At 49.7% G+C, this 18,860-nt stretch carries 12 protein-coding genes; 8 read left to right on the top strand and 4 right to left on the bottom strand.

The genetic code is table 11. The features are described from left to right. Positions 1-76 precede the first annotated feature (76 nt). Positions 77-2,473 carry a TonB-dependent receptor gene (locus BQ2633_RS08795; RefSeq protein ID WP_428829844.1) on the bottom strand — a complete coding sequence of 799 codons (2,397 nt, stop codon included), beginning with the start codon at positions 2,471-2,473 and terminating at the stop codon, positions 77-79. Between the two features lie 572 nt (positions 2,474-3,045). Here BQ2633_RS08795 and BQ2633_RS08790 point away from each other — a divergent pair. Next, the gene (locus tag BQ2633_RS08790) at positions 3,046-3,321 is read left to right on the top strand and encodes a hypothetical protein (RefSeq protein WP_075566533.1); all 276 of its coding nucleotides are present in this window, start codon (positions 3,046-3,048) and stop codon (positions 3,319-3,321) included. Positions 3,322-3,824: 503 nt separating this feature from the next. Here the strand turns inward: BQ2633_RS08790 and BQ2633_RS08785 are convergent. Continuing rightward, complete coding sequence (locus tag BQ2633_RS08785; protein WP_075566531.1) at positions 3,825-4,445, bottom strand: TetR/AcrR family transcriptional regulator; 621 nt, start codon at positions 4,443-4,445, stop codon at positions 3,825-3,827. Between the two features lie 372 nt (positions 4,446-4,817). On the opposite strand from BQ2633_RS08785, the gene BQ2633_RS08780 reads away from it, so the two are divergent. Both BQ2633_RS08780 and BQ2633_RS08775 read left to right on the top strand, forming a co-directional pair. Beyond that, on the top strand, positions 4,818-5,384 hold the full coding sequence (locus BQ2633_RS08780) for a sigma-70 RNA polymerase sigma factor region 4 domain-containing protein (RefSeq protein ID WP_075566529.1): 567 nt from the start codon (positions 4,818-4,820) through the stop codon (positions 5,382-5,384). Positions 5,385-5,663: 279 nt separating this feature from the next. Then, entirely contained in the window at positions 5,664-6,305 is a 642-nt protein-coding gene (locus BQ2633_RS08775; RefSeq protein ID WP_141700177.1) for a DUF5675 family protein, read from the top strand. Positions 6,306-6,327: 22 nt separating this feature from the next. Here BQ2633_RS08775 and BQ2633_RS11335 read toward each other — a convergent pair whose 3' ends face one another. After that, on the bottom strand, positions 6,328-6,603 hold the full coding sequence (locus BQ2633_RS11335; protein ID WP_141700176.1) for a hypothetical protein: 276 nt from the start codon (positions 6,601-6,603) through the stop codon (positions 6,328-6,330). Positions 6,604-6,962: 359 nt separating this feature from the next. Here BQ2633_RS11335 and BQ2633_RS08765 point away from each other — a divergent pair, with 359 nt between their 5' ends. The 5 genes from BQ2633_RS08765 to BQ2633_RS08745 all read left to right on the top strand — a co-directional run bounded on the left by BQ2633_RS08765 (position 6,963) and on the right by BQ2633_RS08745 (position 14,155). Continuing rightward, positions 6,963-9,755, top strand: a complete 2,793-nt coding sequence (locus tag BQ2633_RS08765; protein ID WP_075566525.1) for a discoidin domain-containing protein — start codon at positions 6,963-6,965, stop codon at positions 9,753-9,755. A gap of 207 nt (positions 9,756-9,962) precedes the next feature. Further along, complete coding sequence (gene rfbA / locus BQ2633_RS08760) at positions 9,963-10,838, top strand: glucose-1-phosphate thymidylyltransferase RfbA (RefSeq protein WP_075566523.1); 876 nt, start codon at positions 9,963-9,965, stop codon at positions 10,836-10,838. A gap of 254 nt (positions 10,839-11,092) precedes the next feature. Beyond that, positions 11,093-11,662, top strand: a complete 570-nt coding sequence (rfbC, locus tag BQ2633_RS08755) for a dTDP-4-dehydrorhamnose 3,5-epimerase (protein ID WP_075566522.1) — start codon at positions 11,093-11,095, stop codon at positions 11,660-11,662. Between the two features lie 1,046 nt (positions 11,663-12,708). Then, entirely contained in the window at positions 12,709-13,521 is an 813-nt protein-coding gene (locus BQ2633_RS08750) for a hypothetical protein (RefSeq protein ID WP_141700175.1), read from the top strand. A gap of 76 nt (positions 13,522-13,597) precedes the next feature. Beyond that, positions 13,598-14,155: a hypothetical protein gene (locus BQ2633_RS08745; protein ID WP_075566520.1), complete on the top strand. Its 558-nt coding sequence runs from the start codon at positions 13,598-13,600 to the stop codon at positions 14,153-14,155. Between the two features lie 189 nt (positions 14,156-14,344). Here BQ2633_RS08745 and nifJ read toward each other — a convergent pair whose 3' ends face one another. Beyond that, positions 14,345-17,923, bottom strand: a complete 3,579-nt coding sequence (gene nifJ, locus BQ2633_RS08740) for a pyruvate:ferredoxin (flavodoxin) oxidoreductase (protein ID WP_075566519.1) — start codon at positions 17,921-17,923, stop codon at positions 14,345-14,347. Between the last annotated feature and the right edge of the window lie 937 nt (positions 17,924-18,860).

Below are 18,860 nucleotides of genomic sequence, written 5' to 3'. Positions count from 1 at the left end.
GTTGGGGCAGATGCCTTAAATCAGAGAGGATAACAGAGCTTTTGCAGCAAAGTCGAGTGTCTAGGGTGCAAAAAATCTAGAATCTGATGAGTGTTCTCAGAGAGAAGTTGGCGCCACGCTCGTGGGCATAGTAGCGGAAACGGTCGGTGTATTCCTTATATAAGGCATTGAGCACATTGTCTCCTACGAGCATGAACTTGATTTCGCGTTTGTGGGGAAGTTTGATGGCGAAATCAGCCGTTCCGTTGAGCAAGAAATAAGCGTCGGGCGAATCGGGCACGAGGTCTTTGTCGGGATCGAAGCGCGTTTGCTTGGTCACATAGATGCCAGAGAGGGAGAGCGAAGCCACATATTGCTTGCGACTGCCCAAGGTCTTGCTGTAGCTGGCAGAAAGCCCATAGCGATCGGAGGGCATGAAAGGCAACCAGTCTTGGCGACTCAAGTTGCGACCATAGATCCATTCACCTTTTGCCACGAGGGTCAAGGACTCGATGGGCTGATAAGTGGCTTCGATGTCTCCACCCACCAAACGCACATCGTCTTGGTCGTAGATGAACTTGGGATACTTACCGCTGGGGTGATTGTGATAGCGGTCTTTACCATCGCCGATGTGGTCGTAGATGTAACTGTCGATGCGCTGATAGAACATGCTGGGTTCTACGGAGAATTTGCTGTTTCTCCACTTTGTGCCCAACACGGCTTTGTAGCCACGCTCACTCTCTAAGTGGCGATTGCCCACCACCCAATAAGAACCTTCTTGCAAACCGATGGCATAAAGTTCGTTGATGTCTGGTGGTCTCCACGACCAACCCACGTTGGCACGCGCATCCCACTGGTCGCTGATTTGATAGTGCGCAGCGAGCGAAGAGGTGAAGTTGCTGTAGAGTTTGAAGTCGTCGTAGTAGGTGTAGTTGCTCAAACTGGTGTAGCCATTGACCGACATCACGCGGAAGTCGTAGCGCAAACCGAGAGCCGCTTGGAGTTTGCCCCATTGTGCTTTGTGCAAGAGGAAACCTCCCATGGAGAGGGCGGCAAAGTTGGGCACAAAGGCAGGCTGTTTGGTGCCGGGATAGTTGAAGTTTTCCTGATAACTATTCGCCAATCCGCTCTCTGTGGTCATGTTCCACAAGTGCCATTTGGCATTCCACGTCACATCCAACTTGTAGGTCTTGAGAATCAAGTCTTGCATGGGGATCCAACTCCACTGCTGCTTCTTACGATTTTCAAATTCCTGACGCAAATTCTCTTGGAACGACCCCATGATGTCGAGTTGGTGGTCGTCGTTGATGCGCCATTTCACTTCGCCCTTCACGGTGAAGTGTTGCGACTGTTGGAAAGGGGGTTGGATGTCGTAGGAGAAATTGCGCAAAGTAGACACATCGGGACGTCCTGCCTCGAAGCGTTTGATGAGCTGATCGAGGTCGGAAATCTTAGAACCGTAATAAATGCCACTGCGCTGATAGTAGATGCTAGAGAGCAGTGTGGCAGTGACGTGCTTGTCTTGATAGCCCAACATGGCAGAGAGCGCGATGTTGTTGTAGCCAGTGTTGTTGAGGATGTAGTCGGCAGTGTGGTAATCACCTCCCTTGGTGTAGTTGCCGTGCACGCGCATACCCCAACGCTTGTAGCCTGCTTCGAGGGTTCCACTGCCCGAAACACCACGAGCATTGGTGTCGTAGCCAGTGTTCACCGAACCTTTGACGTGAAAACGGGTGCTGTCGTAGGGCAAGGGTGCGTCGTTGAGCAACACCACTCCACCCATGGCGCCAAATCCGTAGCGGATGCACTCTGCACCCTTCACCACTTCCACCATGCTCGAACCCGTGTAGTCCACTTCGGGAGCGTGGTCGGCTCCCCAACTTTGGCTTTCGAGGCGCACCCCATTGTTCATCAAGAGAATTCTGCTGGAGTGCATGCCCTGAATCACGGGCTTGGCTATCGTTCCTCCCGTGCTGATGGAGCTTACTCCGGGGATAGTTTCTAAAAGTTTTGCGAGGGAAGTGGCACCACCCTTCTCAATGTCGGTGCTTTTCACCGCAGCCGACTGCTGGAGCACAGAGGTGTGCTTGCGACGCGCATTGACCGTGACACCTTGAATCGTCTGGCTGGCGTCTTGCAGTGAAAGAGCGATGTGCCCATTGGCAGGCACGGTGAGTGTGCGCACGAGTTTGTGGCAGCCGATGTAGCTCACCTCTACATGCACTTTGCTGGGGGCGTTTTTCAGACGAATGGAGCACTTACCATCGCTGTCGGTGATGCCGATGATGCCATCACAGCGCACGGTTGCCCCGATGAGGGCTTCGTGACTGCTTTGGCGCGTGATGGTGAACTGCACCGTGAGGCGTGCCTTTGAGGGGGGATCGCTGGGAGCAGGCTCTGCTGTGCTCTGCGTGGGAGCAAGAGGGAAAGAAAGTGTGGGAAGAGACGATGGGAAAAGAGCTTCCGCATCTGTGGACTGTGTGCCGCTCGCCATCGCAGCGAGGGTGAACCCTTGTGCCACCAAGGCTGCGCAGAGGGCAAGAGGTGCCGTGCCGAAGCGTTGTGGTGGGAACAAAGTTGTTTTTTTCATATTTGATTCTTGCATATCATAGTTGAGGGGTAGTCCCATCTCGGGACACCGGCTCATTGAAGTATTGGCTACTAGGGACGATCTTTGGGGAATGATGCACGTTCTCCAGTTTTTTTGTATAAAGCCATTGGAACAAACGGGGGATTGTGTTTTACGGGGCTTCTATTTCCTGCCTTTATTTCAGCACTGAAAACGAGCGAACGGGGGAATATGCTTTACGGGGCATCACGCACCAAAGGGTGATACCGCAGTGGAAGACGAGAGTGACCTGTGTTTTGCGGGTGCAAAGTTACGACCTTCGTGAAAGGCGTTCAATACTCACATGTGGGTATTTTGCCTTTTTACAATTAGATTTATTCACACTTTCAAGGATTGATTCTTTTTCTCTGCGAATTTTCGTCCCTAATCGTAGCTACTATTTTAAGAATTCTTATTTTCAAAATCGACATTCACGGGGTATCTCCCCAAAAGTAGACGTGTTCCCCATAAATCTACTAAGGAATACAAACGGTATTCCCCACAAATTATATAACAACAAGGCTTTTGAAGCACTTCATCAAACTAAAGGCACCAGATGGGCAGCCACCAACCTGCGCAACATTCTATCGCAATCTCCCAACTCTCACCAACGCCGTGGCTATCGCACTGCAATCCTTCTTCCTAGCTTGAATAACCGTCGCACCGTACCCAAAGATTTTGGAGCTATGAAGGAAGCACGAAAACCAACTACTCAAAAATTTGAGAAGTTGTGAAGGAAGTGCCGAGGGATAGTCGGCATGTTTACACAGAAGCTGCAGGCGTGAGAGAAAACGTCTAAGAGAAGGGCACAAAAAAACGTTAGACTTTAGGTCCTATGCAGTCCGTGCCGCATGGTCTAAAGTCTAACGTAAAATTTGAAACGTCTTAAATCGAATGGCTTAACGCTGATGTCTAGCACCTAAGATGCCCGAGCTACGCTTGTCATAGCGAGCAGAAAAATTCGCGATCCTCTAACGTCTAAACATCAAGGCCTAACATCTAAACACTAATGTCTAAAGTCTAATGTCTAAACATCAAGACCTAACATCTAAACACTAACGTCTAACGTCTAATGTCTAAAGTCTAATGTCTAAACATCAAGACCTAACATCTAAACACTAACGTCTAACGTCTAATGTCTAATGTCTAAACATCAAGACCTAACATCTAAACACTAACGTCTAACGTCTAATGTCTAATATCTAACGTCTGACGTCTAACGTCTAACGTCTAATACCTAACGTCTATTCCGATTAAGGAGCGCCTTGATTCCTTCGATTTCAAAGGTGAGGTATTCCTCGATGAATCGTTCCGCATCCTCTTCGCTCAAGTTGCGGTCAATGATTTCTTCAATCATACTAAACATGCCCGCAGAAAGCCATCGAATGAACGCATCGGAAAGTTGCGTGCGCAATTCGCTCTGATCCTCACTAAGATGCGAAAACCACTTAGAAACGATGCTTGCACATTTGTCGATAAACTCATGGCGATAGGTTTCGAGCGAAGACCCTTGCGCGCGGTAGAAGAGCAAGTACATCAAGTCGCGATGCTCTCTCACAAGAGACAGATACATCTCAGTGGTCTTCTGGATATTCTCCGGAGCGTTCCACTCAAGCATATCGTAGCCCGTGAGCGAATGATACGACTCCAGCAACCGCTCCATTTCAGCCGTAAAGGGCTCTACCACGGCAACAAAGAGAGCATCCTTGCTAGGGAAGTAGTTGTAGAGGTTGCCTAGGCTCGTTCCGGTCGCAGTCGCTACGCCACGCATTGAAGCCTTCAAGAAACCTTCTTGGAGAAATGCACTGCGCGCCACATCCATAATGGTGCGCCGAGTGTGATCTTTTAGAGTCTGCATACTGGGAGGGTTATTGAATTATCTGCCACAAAGATACATATAAATGCAGACCACACCCAAAAATTTCGACTTAAAAATACATTAAAATGGAGGTTTTTTGCGTTTACATCGTTCATTTTTACTCACATATCGCAAAGATTACTGAAAATTATTTCACTTCTTTCTACATCCCCCATACATTATCGCAAGTTTCATGCTTTGCAAGCACATTTCTTTCGAATATTCTTGTTGAACACTTATTTTATTCGTAACTTTGCAACATCGTTTTGTTAGCCACATCAAGAGTTGTTCCGAAAAACACACCACCCCAGTTCACAGCTCTCCGTCGTGGCTACGAAAAACACACAACTAACCTTTCACTTGTATTGAACCATGAAAATCCTTGACCATGATTCCTGCCCACAACTCGCAGGAAACACTACGCGCTTCGAACAAGCGGTAAAACCTATATTACAAGCACTTAGAAACTTTGCGCAGGCACTTCCGTTTCCTCCCACTCACTTTGAAGAAGACTGGCAAGATGCCCTCATCGAACTCTGGCAGCGACTCCACGAATGCCCCGTGGGACAAGAGCGCGAGTGGGCACAACAGCGCATCTTCCGCCGCTTTCTAACCCACAACACAGAGCGTTACCGCAAGAAGACTAGAACGATTTCTTGCGAGACACAGGAACTAGAACAAAGTTCATCGGAAGAATATCCAATGAAAATATACTATTCTTCCGAAATGGAACAATTAATAAACGATGTTTCCTGCGTGAGAACCGCAAAAATAGTGGACTGCCTGCGCCGTCAGTCCGACTTAGACCGCAAAATCGTGTTCATGCGCCTCGACAGTTTCAGTTTTCGAGAAATCGCTGCTGCACTAAAACTTACGAAAACCGCCGCAATCTATCGTTTTCGACAAACTATTCTCGCTCTAAAAGCCGCTGCGCAATGAAAGTTCGCAGGTTTCCACACACCAGAATGCCGTGTGCAATGCCCAAAACACCCATGGCGCTCCCTCATTTGTCCATAACAACGGCACGGATCAAACACCAGATACGCCACATTCGTCCACCCTAAAGCACCTCTTCTACGATTGTGAAAACACATGCTCCACCATCACAGAGCGCAATTCTCCAATAATGAAAGCCACATTCGCCCACCATGACGACACGACCTTCCTTATTTCATACCAAAAACTCCCTTATTATTAAAAGCTAATACACACAACACCATGACAACACACTCTGTATCTCCTAAAACTCCCCTAGCAGCAGACAGCACTCTCCAAGCTGTAGACAACAATCGCCCAGCGCAGCCCAACAACTCCCCCACCGCTGTGCAGAAAGACAGCACAGCGCAAGCGCAAGTCGACAATGCCGAACCCGACACTGCCACCCTCACCGTATGGCGCACCCACTTCTCCACCAACGCCACCCTAGGCGCCCTCTACATCAACGACAAATTCTTCTGCCACACTCTAGAACCGCGCACACGCCCCAAAGGAGCCCCCAAAATCCCGGGCAAGACCGCCATCCCCGAAGGCAGATACCGTCTGAGTCTTAACGTTGCTTCGCCCCGATTCTCCGACTACAAGCACCATCCTTGGGCACGCCCTTGGAGCGGTAAGATGCCTTCCCTTTGCAACGTCCCCGGATTCAACGGCGTTCTTATCCACGTGGGCAACACCCCCAACGACACCTCCGGTTGCCTGCTCGTGGGACAAGCCACAGCGCCCGACTTCATCGTCAATTCCATCGCCACCTTCCGCCGTCTCATGCTGCGACTTCAGCGTCATCCGCGCCATATTCCTTTATATATAAGCGTGCGCAACCATCCCCAATCGCGCCTTTGCCCCATCGGCTACGGAGAATAGCACCTACATTTGTCCATCTACCTCACCACCGCTCCCACTGGATGCCATGTCCAGTGGGAGCTTTGATTTTGTCGTCACCACCACTATCAGCCGCAACCTCCCATACCACTTCCCGTCCCTTTCCGCACTTCCCCACCCACACTCCCTCCTCACGGCAGAAGCCTCTCTGATGCTCCACAGATTCAACCCTTTGCCATAGGCAAGCCCCAGACTTGCAGCAAATAAAACTCGAGATATGTCCAGCAGGATACCAAGTAAAATCCACACGCACGGAATGAAACAACCATAAAATGGACATTTGAACAAAAAAGATGGCAAAAAAATTCGCATAATGTGGGATAATCCAAAAATAATCCCTAAATTTGCCACCGACAAGAGGGTGTATTTGCCGAGTGAAGTTTGCAGAATAGACAGAAAACCCAATTTCTGCAGGAACTTTTCACACCATAGCCCACGACAATGCCCCCAAAAGGTCAGGACCCAACAGAGGACAAAGCGGATGGGAGCTGCCCACATACGTAGCATTCCACCGCAATCCACCGCAGAAAACCAAGTGAGGTTGCTGTGCGTCATCGCGCGTCCTTCGACCTCATCGCAGAGCTAGCGCAACCGCCTCGCCTGCGACCGCCTAGAAATCAAAAAAAACAAATCACAAATATGAATAAACTTTACGCTCTCTTCCCTGCGTTGGTGCTTGCTGCTGGCATGGCAACTTCCGCTAAGGCGCAGTCTGTTCCCCAACAAGGTTATTTCTACAACGTAGCGTCTAACCGCATCATGGCGGTAGAAGGCAATGTGGTGAAAGCCTACGAATTTAACGCCAACAAGCTCCCCGCTTCTTTGTTCGAGTTTGACGTGAACGAACACGGTGCTGCTGCTTTCAAAAATGTGCAGTCACAACGCTACATCGGAAAAGTAGGTGGTTTCAACACTCCTATCGGCACTCAAACTGAAGAGTTCCGCTACAAGGTGAGCACTGCTTTCGACGAGAACAACAATATTTACTATTCATTTGCCGACACTACTAGCGCGGGCAGCCAAGTTTCTCTCCACAACAACAACGGCAACGACGTTGTACGTTGGAATGCTGGTATTGCGAACGAGAACGAAAGTGCTCCCTCTCGCTGGTATTTTATCAGCGCAGATAAGATGCAAGCCTATGCATCTTTCCAAGCCAATAAGCGCTCTCTCAAGGATATCGGTGAAAATGTTTTGGCAGCCACTCAGCCTGCTTACAAGAAGGTGGGCAATGCTTTGATCACGGATGCTGCGCAATTGAGCACCAACTCTCAAGACCCCACTGAGGGACCTATCGCAGGTTTGATTGACAACAACGAGGACACCTACTTCCACTCTAGCTATCAAGGAAATCGTCCCAAGAATCCATACATCCAAGTCACCTTCGACAACCCTCTTGGTCAAAAGACTTTCCAAGTTGACTACAAGAAGCGTAAGCAAAACAACAACAATATCCCCACCAAGATTGCTATCTATGGGGGTAAGAAGCAAGCCAATGGCACCATAGTTTGGGAAGAACAACCCTTCACCACCGTTGCTAACGACATGCCTAGCACAGCAACCAACTACGAAGGCGTAGGTGCTTATGGCGGTTACTTCCAATTCACTGCCGACAAGAACTATGATGCCTTCCGTTTCAACGTGCTCCGCACCAACACTGGCACCGACTTCTTCACCTACTCTGAGTTCCAACTCTTCCAAACACAGGTGAATGGTCCTAAGCCTCGCGTGGTCAAGCACCAATTCGTTGAAAAAGGCTCACAAATCTGGAGCGACAACAAGGAACCATCAGAAGGTAGCTATGCAGCTTTGTTAGACGGCAAAAACGATACCTTCTTCCACTCTACTTGGTCGCAAAACAACAACAAGGAGCACAACTTGATGTTCAAGTTTGACAACCCCGAAGAGGTGAAAGACTTCAAGTTTGCTTATCAAGCTCGCCTCGCAGGTGGTCAGTATAACGACCGTCCCACAGAAATCGACATCTACGGTGGCACGCCTCAAGGCAATGGCTTCAAGTGGGAAATGATCAAGACAGAAAAAGCTACTGGCAACTTCAACGCACACGGTGTGAATGGCATTGGTGGCTACTCTGGTATCCTCGACATCCACGCTCCCAAGGCTTACAGCGCGTTTAAGCTTGTGGTGAAGAAGACCAACATGAATGGCAGAAAGTTCTTCTCTTATGGTGAGATTTCTCTCTATTCAGAAAAGACTTATCCTGCTGGCACCACCGCTGCTACCGCTGACCAAGTGGTTGCTCTCAACAAGGCGCTCGCTGGTCTCGACCAAAACTTCCGTCCTTACGAAGGTAACCCCGAAGCACTCGAAACTGCTGCACGCAACGCTATCAACGACATCGTGCCTGGCATCGTGAACGCTGCGACTCAAAAGCAAGAACTCGACGCTTTGCTCGCCGATGCCTTCGCTAAGGCTGACGCCGCTATCGCTAAGGCTGAAGAAGCCATCAAGAAGAGCGATTTCACCACAGAAGCCATGAAGGCGAAAAAGGAGGAAAACGAACGTCTTCTCGACGAAGTTTACAACCTCCGCGAAGGTATGGAAGAGCTCTACAACAAGATGGTGGGTGGCTACACTGAAAGCCAAGTGAACACCTTCAAAGAGATGCTCGAAACCCTCCTCACCGGTGTTAGCTACATCAATGTAGGCACTGAAGACCTCGGTGGATTGGTAGAAGAGTTCATTGATCCCGCTAGCCGCTTCAAGCTCGTTCCCATCGAACCATGGCTCAAGGCGGACTACGCAGTGCACTGGGACAAGTACTCTAACCTCCAAGTGACTCGCAACGACCGCGTTTCTAAGGGTTTCCGCGCCACTGTTAACGGTGAAACCACGGAATATCTCCTTGACCAACGTCCTGAAAACATCTACAACGAAGTACTCGACTTCGTGGTTGAAGCACCCATGGGCGCAGAAGTGACCATCGAACCTCAGTACAACAACGTTTGGATGCACGGTTATGTCTACCTTGATGCTAACCAAGACAAGAAGTTCAACTGGAACGTAGAGCCCGGTAAGACGAACAGCGAAGTGGTGGCTTATAACCACTACAAGGGCTTCAACTCTCTCGGTGAGAGCGCAAGAAACCAAGCTACTCTCGACAACGGCTTCTTCCTCATGCCTTCGTTCAACGCTCCTGAAAAGCCCGGTGTTTACCGCATGCGCGTGAAGATCGACTGGAACAACATCGACGCGGCTGGTCAATACAATGGTGAATACACCAGCAACTTGATCAACAACAACGGTGGTTACATCTTCGACTTCACCCTCAAGGTGGTAGATCCCACAGCTATTTCTTCTAGCACTACGACCACTACCCAAGCTCCTGCCTTCGACCTCTCTGGTCGCCGCGTCAACAAGGCTGCAGCTGGCCAAGTGATCATCGTAAACGGCAAGAAGGTAATCAAATAATCAGTAGCACTTTGGTGCACATCACACTGATTCTCCTCATCTCCCGCACCCTCTATCTAGGGTGCGGGATTTTTTTGCATAAATCCTTGGCAGCATAAGCCAAAAATCGTAACTTTGAACCTTCTAGAATCGCTAGAAGAACTAGAAAAGCTAGACCTTCTAGAATCGCTAGAAAAACTAGAAAACAGAAAAAGGCTAACCTCAAATATGAAAGGTATCGTACTCGCTGGAGGTAGCGGCACACGTCTCTACCCCATTACCAAAGGAGTGAGCAAACAACTCCTCCCCATCTTCGACAAACCGATGGTGTATTATCCCATCTCGGTACTCATGCTCGCTGGCATCCGCGAGATTCTCATCATCTCCACACCACACGACCTCCCCGGATTTCAACGTCTCTTGGGAGATGGTAGCGACTTTGGCGTAGAGTTTTCCTATGCCGAGCAACCTTCGCCCGATGGTCTGGCACAAGCCTTCATCATCGGCAGAGAGTTTATTGGCAACGACAGCGTTTGTTTGGTCTTAGGCGACAACATCTTCCACGGAGCTGGCTTCACCGAACTCCTCCAAAAAGCCGTGACCACAGCCGAAAAGGAACAACGCGCCACCATCTTTGGCTATCGTGTCAATGACCCCGAGCGTTATGGCGTCGCCACCTTTGACGAAACTGGACAATGCACCTCGATCGAAGAGAAACCCGAGCACCCCAAGTCCAACTATGCCGTGGTGGGCTTGTATTTCTATCCCAATTCGGTGGTGGATGTGGCAGCGAACATCAAACCTTCGGCTCGTGGGGAACTGGAAATCACTACGGTCAATCAGCATTATCTCGAAGCCAACGAACTCCAAGTCCTCACCCTTGGACGCGGTTTTGCGTGGCTCGACACTGGCACCCATGATTCGCTCTCAGAAGCCTCCACTTATATTGAGGTGCTGGAGAAACGTCAAGGTCTCAAAGTGGCTTGTCTCGAAGGCATCGCCTACAGCCAAGGATGGCTCACCGCTGCCGACGTGGAGCGCATTGCGCAGCCCATGATTAAAAATCAATATGGGCAATATCTCCTCAAGCTCATTGCCCCCTAGCCCTTCCGACACCCTGCTGCACACACATTCTGTGCGCCACAAGCCGCACCCTACGCAGATGGACTTCACTAGTTTAGAGGCGAGTCCTTGCGCACTACAATAAAAACGTCGGAGTTTTGCCCCAAAAAGCTCCGACATTTTTCCGAAAATCTCCAACGTTTTTCCGAAAATCTCCCACGTTTTTCCAAAAAACTCCGACGTTTTTGTTTCATCCTCCCACACTCCTCCGACCTACCACAGATTTATCTCCTACAATGATTGTTCATTCCACCGCCATCCCCGACGTTGTCATCCTCGAACCTCGATTGTTTCGCGACGATCGTGGATATTTCTTTGAATCCTTTTCCCAACAAGAGTTCAACCGCTTAGTGCGCCCCATCGATTTTGTGCAAGACAACGAATCTTGTTCCACGCGCGGTGTGATGCGCGGTCTTCACTATCAGCGCATGCCCCACACGCAGAGCAAACTCGTGCGCTGCACACGCGGTTGCGTCCTCGATGTGGCAGTAGACATTCGCCAAGGCAGTCCCACCTTTGGTCAGCACGTGGCGGTGGAGTTGAGCGAAGACAATCATCTCCAGCTCTTCATCCCCCGCGGTTTTGCGCATGGTTTTGCCGTTCTCTCCGAAGAAGCGGTGTTCCAATACAAGTGCGACAACTATTATGCTCCCGAGTCGGACGCAGGCATCTCTCTTTTGGATGAGCGTCTCGACATCGACTGGCGCATGCCCATTGCCGACGCCATCTTGAGTGCCAAAGACCAGCGCCATCCTCTCCTTGCCGATGCTCCCCACGACTTCATTTGGGGCGAGGAGTTGTATTAAACACGCTCTCCCCCCTCACCGATAGGCAGCGACAAAAGACGCCTACCCTGTCTGTCCACTCACCAGTCTTCACGGCTGAGTGTTCCCCCACTTCTACTAAGACTTCTGCTTAACGCTATAAGTAAAACGCGACATTCCACCTCGGGATGTCGCGTTTTTTTGTCCCTTTCACGTAGGGCAAAAAAGAAAATGGGTGCAAAAAGGCATCGGATTCCCCTATTTGTCTTTTCGATAATGGGTGCATCGTTTCTGTACCATGCACCTAGTTCGCAAATAATCCATCGAAAGTAAATAAGAAATATTACACCCCGCCAGAAGCCCTTGTATCTTTGCATTGTCATCAAGACAAAAGCCCCCTAAAAAAAACACCGGATGAAACGACGGCAAACCCTAATAGGTGAATAACGACGAAGGATGCACCCAGTTCATACGAGAAACAGCCCCTAAAAAACACCGGATGAAACGACGGTAAATCCTAATAGGTGAATAACGACGAAGGATGCACCCAGTTCATACGAGGAACAGCCCCCTAAAAAAACACCGGATGAAACGACGGCAAATCCTAATAAATAGAATGCTCTAAACACAACTCTTAAATAATAACCATCATGAATCACAAAATCTTAGAACAAATGGTGCGCAACCAGCGCAAGGACGCTGAGCACACCCAACAGCTGTGGCGCAGCCTCCAACAAATGGCAATGACGTCCTACACCTCATGCTAGCGCACAAGGCTGCTCAGATGGCGAAGTTGCAACAGCTACACCAGTATTCACTAATTATTACCCCCTAAAAGTCACACAACTATGTATCCTGACGGACCCATAAAACGACCTGACCCCAGTTTCTGGGAGCTACTCTTCGGTAAGAAAAGATGGCCCCCGTATCTCAATTTAGACATTGACGTAGAGAATTTGAAGGCTACTATGTCGAACAAGACCAAGGCTCAGACTTCCACTGGAGACAGTGAGCAAACGGAGGCTTCCAACGCGGACGCTCTCCCAAACGAAACCAACGAAACCAACAAACCCGAAAAACATTCAGATATGAAAACAAATCAAACTAACAACAACATTCAAATCTGGGACGAGGTGCTCGACCTTGCGTTGAAAATGCCATTCGTCAAGGTGGATCGCGACAAATTCCTCCGCACCGAACTCCAAGGCATGTGCAAACCCGAACAACTTGAGGCGGCTATTGCCTGCCCTCCTGCGGTGATTTCACTGCCAATGCTCAAACTCATTGCGCAAAATTGCATCAGCTATCACACCAAATGCGTCACGGGACTCTCCTTCGCCGCAGGTATTCCCGGTGGATTAACCCTATTCGCCACAATCCCTGCTGATTTAGCACAATTCTATGGACAACTGATGTGCTTGGTGCAGAAGTTGAGCTACCTCTACGGTCACGAGGATTTCACCGAAAACGGAAAAATCTCGGACTATACGCGCAATCAGCTCACGGTGATGCTGGGTGTTGCCTTCGGTGTGCAGGCTGCACAGCAGGCATTGACGAAACTGGTGCAACAACTCTCCCTCGAAACGGCAAAGCGCTTGCCACGCGTGGCGCTAACCAAGACGTTCTACTACCCCATCATCAAACAGGTGGCGAAATGGTTGGGCACTAACCTTACCAAAAACACCTTTGGCCGCGGTGTAGCAAAGGCTATTCCCATTTTGGGTGGCGTAATCAATGGTGGTATCGCCTACGCAAGTTTTATGAAAGTGGCGACGCGCTTCCACAAAGCTATGGTGGAACACCCGGTGATGCAGGCGAGTGATGCAGATTATGCCCACGACAGCCACGCGCACCACGAGGACCACAGCGATGAATATGTGGAAGTGGTGGAAGAAGTATAAACCACGCGAAAATCCGCATTTCCCTCAAAAACTATTGAATTCTCTCTTTTTTATAACCCAATAAATTTCTATCCAAATGGACAGTAGCAAAAAACTCCTGGAAGCGGCAACGAAGGTGTACGGCGCAATGCAAGGTATGGACAAGTTTGTCGGTGCAAATTTCCCACAAGAAATCGTGGGCATCGTGAAGCGTCACAGCAAAATCGCGGTTGCCTCAGCCTGGATTCCCATCCCCGGTGCTGATGTGGCGGCTGGCGCTGCCAACATCTGGACGATGTATGTGCTCATCAACAAGAAAGTGGGCGTGTCTGTGGGCGACAACATTTTGAAAACCATTGGTGCTGGCGTGGCTACAAACTTGGCTTCGGCTGCTGCTATGAGCACCGTGGCAAGCGCTCTGAAGTTTATCCCAGGTATCGGCAGTTTGGCAGGTGCAGCTTTGATGAGCGGCACGCTCTATGCCATCACTCTGGCTTCGGGATGGGTGTATCTGATGGCACTCTCCTACATGCTGCAAAACAAAGGCAAGAATTTCTCTGCCAATGACTTGCAACAAGCGGTGAACAAGGTGTTGAAGGAATCAACCTTCTTGAAAGACTTCATCAGTTCTGCGAAGAAGGGCTACAAATCTTAGCCTTTTCTCTAAAGCTACTGCTTGCATAAGCCCTCTGTTGCGCAATTCAGCGCAAACACCGCGAGCCTTCAAAGACTTCTTCCAACGAAAACGCGACATTCCGATGTAGAATGTCGCGTTGTTTTTATTGGTAAACGAAAAGCGCGACACCCTGCACTAGGATGTCACGCTTATAGTCAGTGTTAAGGCTTATGCTTCAGCTGTTTCAGCCTCGGGGAGACTCCAATCTTGCTGAGTCATGCGCACGTAGCTTTGGTAGCGACGACGAGCATTTTCTTCGCAAGCCTGGAAGAGTTCTTTAGCTTGTTCGGGGAATTGCTTCTTGAGCGCTTGGAAACGCACCTCACCAGTGAGGAAGTCTTGGAAGTCTGCCCAGTTGGGAGCCTTAGAGTCGAGTGAGAATGGGTTCTTTCCTTGGTCTTCAAGCGCAGGATTGTAGCGCCAGAGATGCCAGTAACCGCACTTCACAGCGAGTTCTTCTTCGTGTTGGCTCTTACCCATACCAGCCTTCAAGCCGTGTGCAATACAAGGTGAGTAAGCGATGATGAGAGATGGACCAGGATAAGCCTCAGCCTCACGGATAGCCTTGAGGGTTTGGTTGTGGTCGGCGCCCATCGCTACCTGTGCCACGTAAACGTAGCCATAAGTAGTGGCAATCAAACCGAGGTCTTTCTTGCGAATGCGCTTACCAGAAGCAGCAAACTTAGCCACAGCACCCGTAGGAGTGGACTTAGAAGACTGTCCACCGGTGTTAGAGTACACCTCAGTGTCGAGGACGAGGATGTTAACGTCTTCACCCGATGCGATGACGTGGTCGAGACCACCGTAACCGATGTCGTAAGCAGCACCGTCACCACCGATGATCCATTGTGAACGCTTGGTGAGATAGTGAGAAAGTTCGTCGAGTTGCTTGCTAACGGGACAACCTGCAGCCTTGCCAGCGGCAATCATGGGCTTGAGCTTCGCAGCAGCAGCCTTAGAACCAGCAGCATCATCCTTCACTTCGAGCCATTCTGCAGCAGCAGCCTTGAACTCTTCGCTCACGTGCTCACCACCATTGGCGATAGCATCCTTGAAGATGAGTTCGATGCGTGAGCGCATCTTCTTGTTGGCAAGCGTCATACCGAGACCAAATTCGCAGAAGTCTTCGAAGAGTGAGTTAGCCCATGCAGGACCATGACCTTCTGCGTTGGTGGTGTAAGGCGTGGAGGGGATAGAAGCTGAGTAGATGGATGAGCAACCTGTAGCGTTCGCCACCATTTCGCGGTCACCGAAGAGTTGCGAAACGAGCTTCACGTAAGGAGTTTCACCACAACCAGCGCAAGCACCGGAGAACTCGAAGAGAGGTTGTACAAACTGTGAGTTCTTGGGGTTGGAAGCAGCATCCACGAGATGGCCCTTGTTGGTCACCTTCTCTGTGAGATACTTCCAGTTGTCGGCTTCGCCAAGTTGGTCTTGGAGAGGAGACATAGAGAGTGCCTTACCAGTCTTAGGACGACCAGGGCAAACGTCTACGCAGTTTGAGCAACCTGTGCAGTCGAGCACAGAGATTTGGATGCGGAAGTTCATACCCTTCATTTGGGCAGGAGCCTTCATTTCGATAGCACTCAAGTTGGGAGACGCAGCCAATTCGGCTTCATCCATCACGAAGGGACGGATACAAGCGTGAGGACAAACATAAGCACACTTGTTACATTGGATACAGTTTTCCAAATCCCAAGCGGGCACATAGGCAGCCACACCGCGCTTTTCGTAAGCGGCAGTACCTTGGTGCCAAGTACCATCTTCCAAGCCCTTGAAGGCACTCACGGGGAGGTCATTACCCATTTGTGCATTGATGACGCGAGCAATGTCGGTGATGAATGCAGGAGCGCCATCGTCCACCTTAGCGTCGTCAGCGAGAGAAGCCCAAGCGGGATCTACGGGGAATTCTTGGTATTCTCCACCGCGATCTACGGCTGCGTAGTTCTTGTCTACGATGTCTTGACCCTTCTTGCCGTAAGTCTTCTCGATGAAGTACTTCATCTCCTTGACAGCCTTGTCCACAGGAATCACGTTGGTGATGCGGAAGAAGGCACTTTGGAGGATGGTGTTAGTGCGATTGCCAAGACCAATTTCGCGAGCAATCTTGGTAGCGTTGATGGTGTAGACCGTGATGTTGCGTTGAGCAAGGATGCGCTTGATTTTGTTAGGCATATTACGCACGAGGTCTTCACCTTCCCAAAGGGTGTTGAGGAGGAAAGTACCATTGGGTTGAATACCGCGCAACACGTCATACATGTGCATGTAGCTCTGCACGTGGCAAGCCACAAAGTTAGGGGTGTTCACCAAATAGGTAGAACGGATGGGGTGATCACCGAAGCGGAGGTGAGAGCAAGTGAAACCACCAGACTTCTTAGAGTCGTAAGAGAAGTAAGCTTGGCAGTATTTATCGGTTGTTTCACCGATGATTTTCACAGAGTTCTTGTTAGCACCAACAGTACCGTCAGCACCGAGACCATAGAACTTAGCTTGGAACATGCCTTCACCGCCGAGGCTGATTTCTTCCTTCTGGGGAAGTGACGTGAAGGTCACGTCGTCCACGATGCCCACGGTGAAGTGGTTCTTAGGTTCGGGCAATTGGAGGTTTTCATACACCGACATGATTTGTGCAGGCGTGGTGTCGTTTGAACCCAAACCGTAGCGACCGCCCACGATGAGAGGAGCATTTTCCAAACCATAATAGGCTTCCTTCACATCGAGGTAGAGAGGTTCGCCGTTAGCGCCAGGTTCTTTCGTGCGGTCAAGCACAGCGATGCGCTTTGCCGTCTTGGGCACAGCAGCGAGAAGGTGCTTCACAGAGAAAGGACGATAGAGGTGTACGCTCACGAGACCCACCTTTTCACCCTTCTCTTCACGGAGATAGTCGATGGCTTCGCGTGCAGCTTCAGTGGCAGAACCCATGAGAATAATCACGCGATCAGCTTCGGGGTCACCATAATAGTTGAAGAGACCATACTTGCGACCTGTGATGCGAGAGATTTCGTTCATGTATTCTTCCACCACTTCAGGCACAGCCTCGTAGAAGGGGTTGCAACTTTCGCGGTGAGCAAAGAAGGTTTCGGGGTTTTCAGCCATACCGCGAGCCACAGGACGCTCAGGCGTGAGGGCGCGATTGCGGAAATCAGAGAGAGCTTGTTGGTCAACGAGGGGCTTCAAATCCTCAGTTTCGAGCATTTCAATCTTCTGGATTTCGTGCGAAGTGCGGAAACCATCGAAGAAGTTCATGAAAGGCACGCGAGTTTTGATAGAAGCCAAGTGAGCCACACCAGCCAAGTCCATCACTTCTTGCACAGAACCTTCTGCCAACATGGCGAAACCTGTCTGACGAGCAGACATTACGTCTTGGTGGTCACCGAAGATGGAGAGTGCGTGAGAGGCAATGGTACGAGCGGAAACGTGGAACACGCAAGGGAGGAATTCACCCGCAATCTTATACATATTGGGGATCATCAAGAGAAGACCTTGAGATGCGGTGAAAGTAGAGGTCAATGCACCTGCCTGAAGTGAGCCGTGCACAGCACCTGCAGCGCCACCTTCACTCTGCATTTCCTGCACGAGTACGGTTTCGCCAAACATGTTTTTGCGACCTTGTGCCGACCAGTCATCGACATATTCCGCCATTGTAGACGAGGGGGTGATGGGATAGATAGCTGCCACTTCGCTAAACATATAAGCGATGTGTGCAGCGGCTTGGTTACCATCACAAGTAATGAATTTCTTTGCCATAGAGCCTATGGTTTTTATTGTTATGTTGTTGTTTATGTCCTTAAGGAGTAGGCGTGATATATAAGTCCTTCGACACGAATTGCTAGTCTATATCTCTAAAGAATGTCCCTTTGTGCAGGGCGGAGTTATAGGCTAGTCAGGGCATTAGATGGTGGAGCGAGAGCAAAAAACGAAAGAGGCTGATGCACGGTCTCCAACGCTTAACGCTTCGTGTTCAACGTCTAAGCATGTCTACGGCAATCTTGTCTACTCAGAGCTGGCTAGTCAGGCCAGAATGCTTGTCGATGAGGGCAAGCAGGGCTGTAATGATTACAATGTATGCTGCAAAGGTAATGATTTCCTAGTGATTAAAGAAATATCGAATGAGATTTTTCTGTTCTTTTTTTTCGACTCCATTTTCTCTTCTCGCGTCACTTCTGCGTGTGTCTTCCTTTTTCTTTGTTTTTTTCACAAAATGCAAGTCCATCCTCTCGATTCTGAACAAGATAATCACATCCTCCCCTTCCCCACTGCTTCCCTTCGGCACTCCATTTTATCTTTCGTCTCCACCGAGATAGCGGAGTATCTACATAAAAATGGTCCCTTCTCATCAAGATTATCCCCGCGTGTTTCGCAACATCTCAGAGGGTGCAATTTTCATTCTCCGGAAAATCTCGAAAAAACTCCCACTTTTTTCAGAAAATCTCCGAGAAAGGTTTTCCTTTGTCCAAGATTTCTTGGACTTCTTCCCACAATGTCCTCCTTTTCTCCCCCTTCTCTCTCCTGTGCTTAGCACATTCTAGGGAAATAATCCGCCTTATCTACGCACGAATTTGTAACTTTGCGCAGAACTATGGTGAAAAAGCAAGGACTACAGCTTGAGTGCAACTGCCGCTCGCGGCAAACTCTCTATGAGAACCGACGATGACACCAGCACCCGACCACTTAGTCAGTAGAA

The sequence above is a fragment of the Ihuprevotella massiliensis genome (assembly GCA_900095835.1).
Classification (GTDB): domain Bacteria; phylum Bacteroidota; class Bacteroidia; order Bacteroidales; family Bacteroidaceae; genus Alloprevotella; species Alloprevotella massiliensis.
The sequence above is the reverse complement of the archived record's forward strand: the minus strand, read 5'-3'. Positions and strand labels throughout refer to the sequence as shown.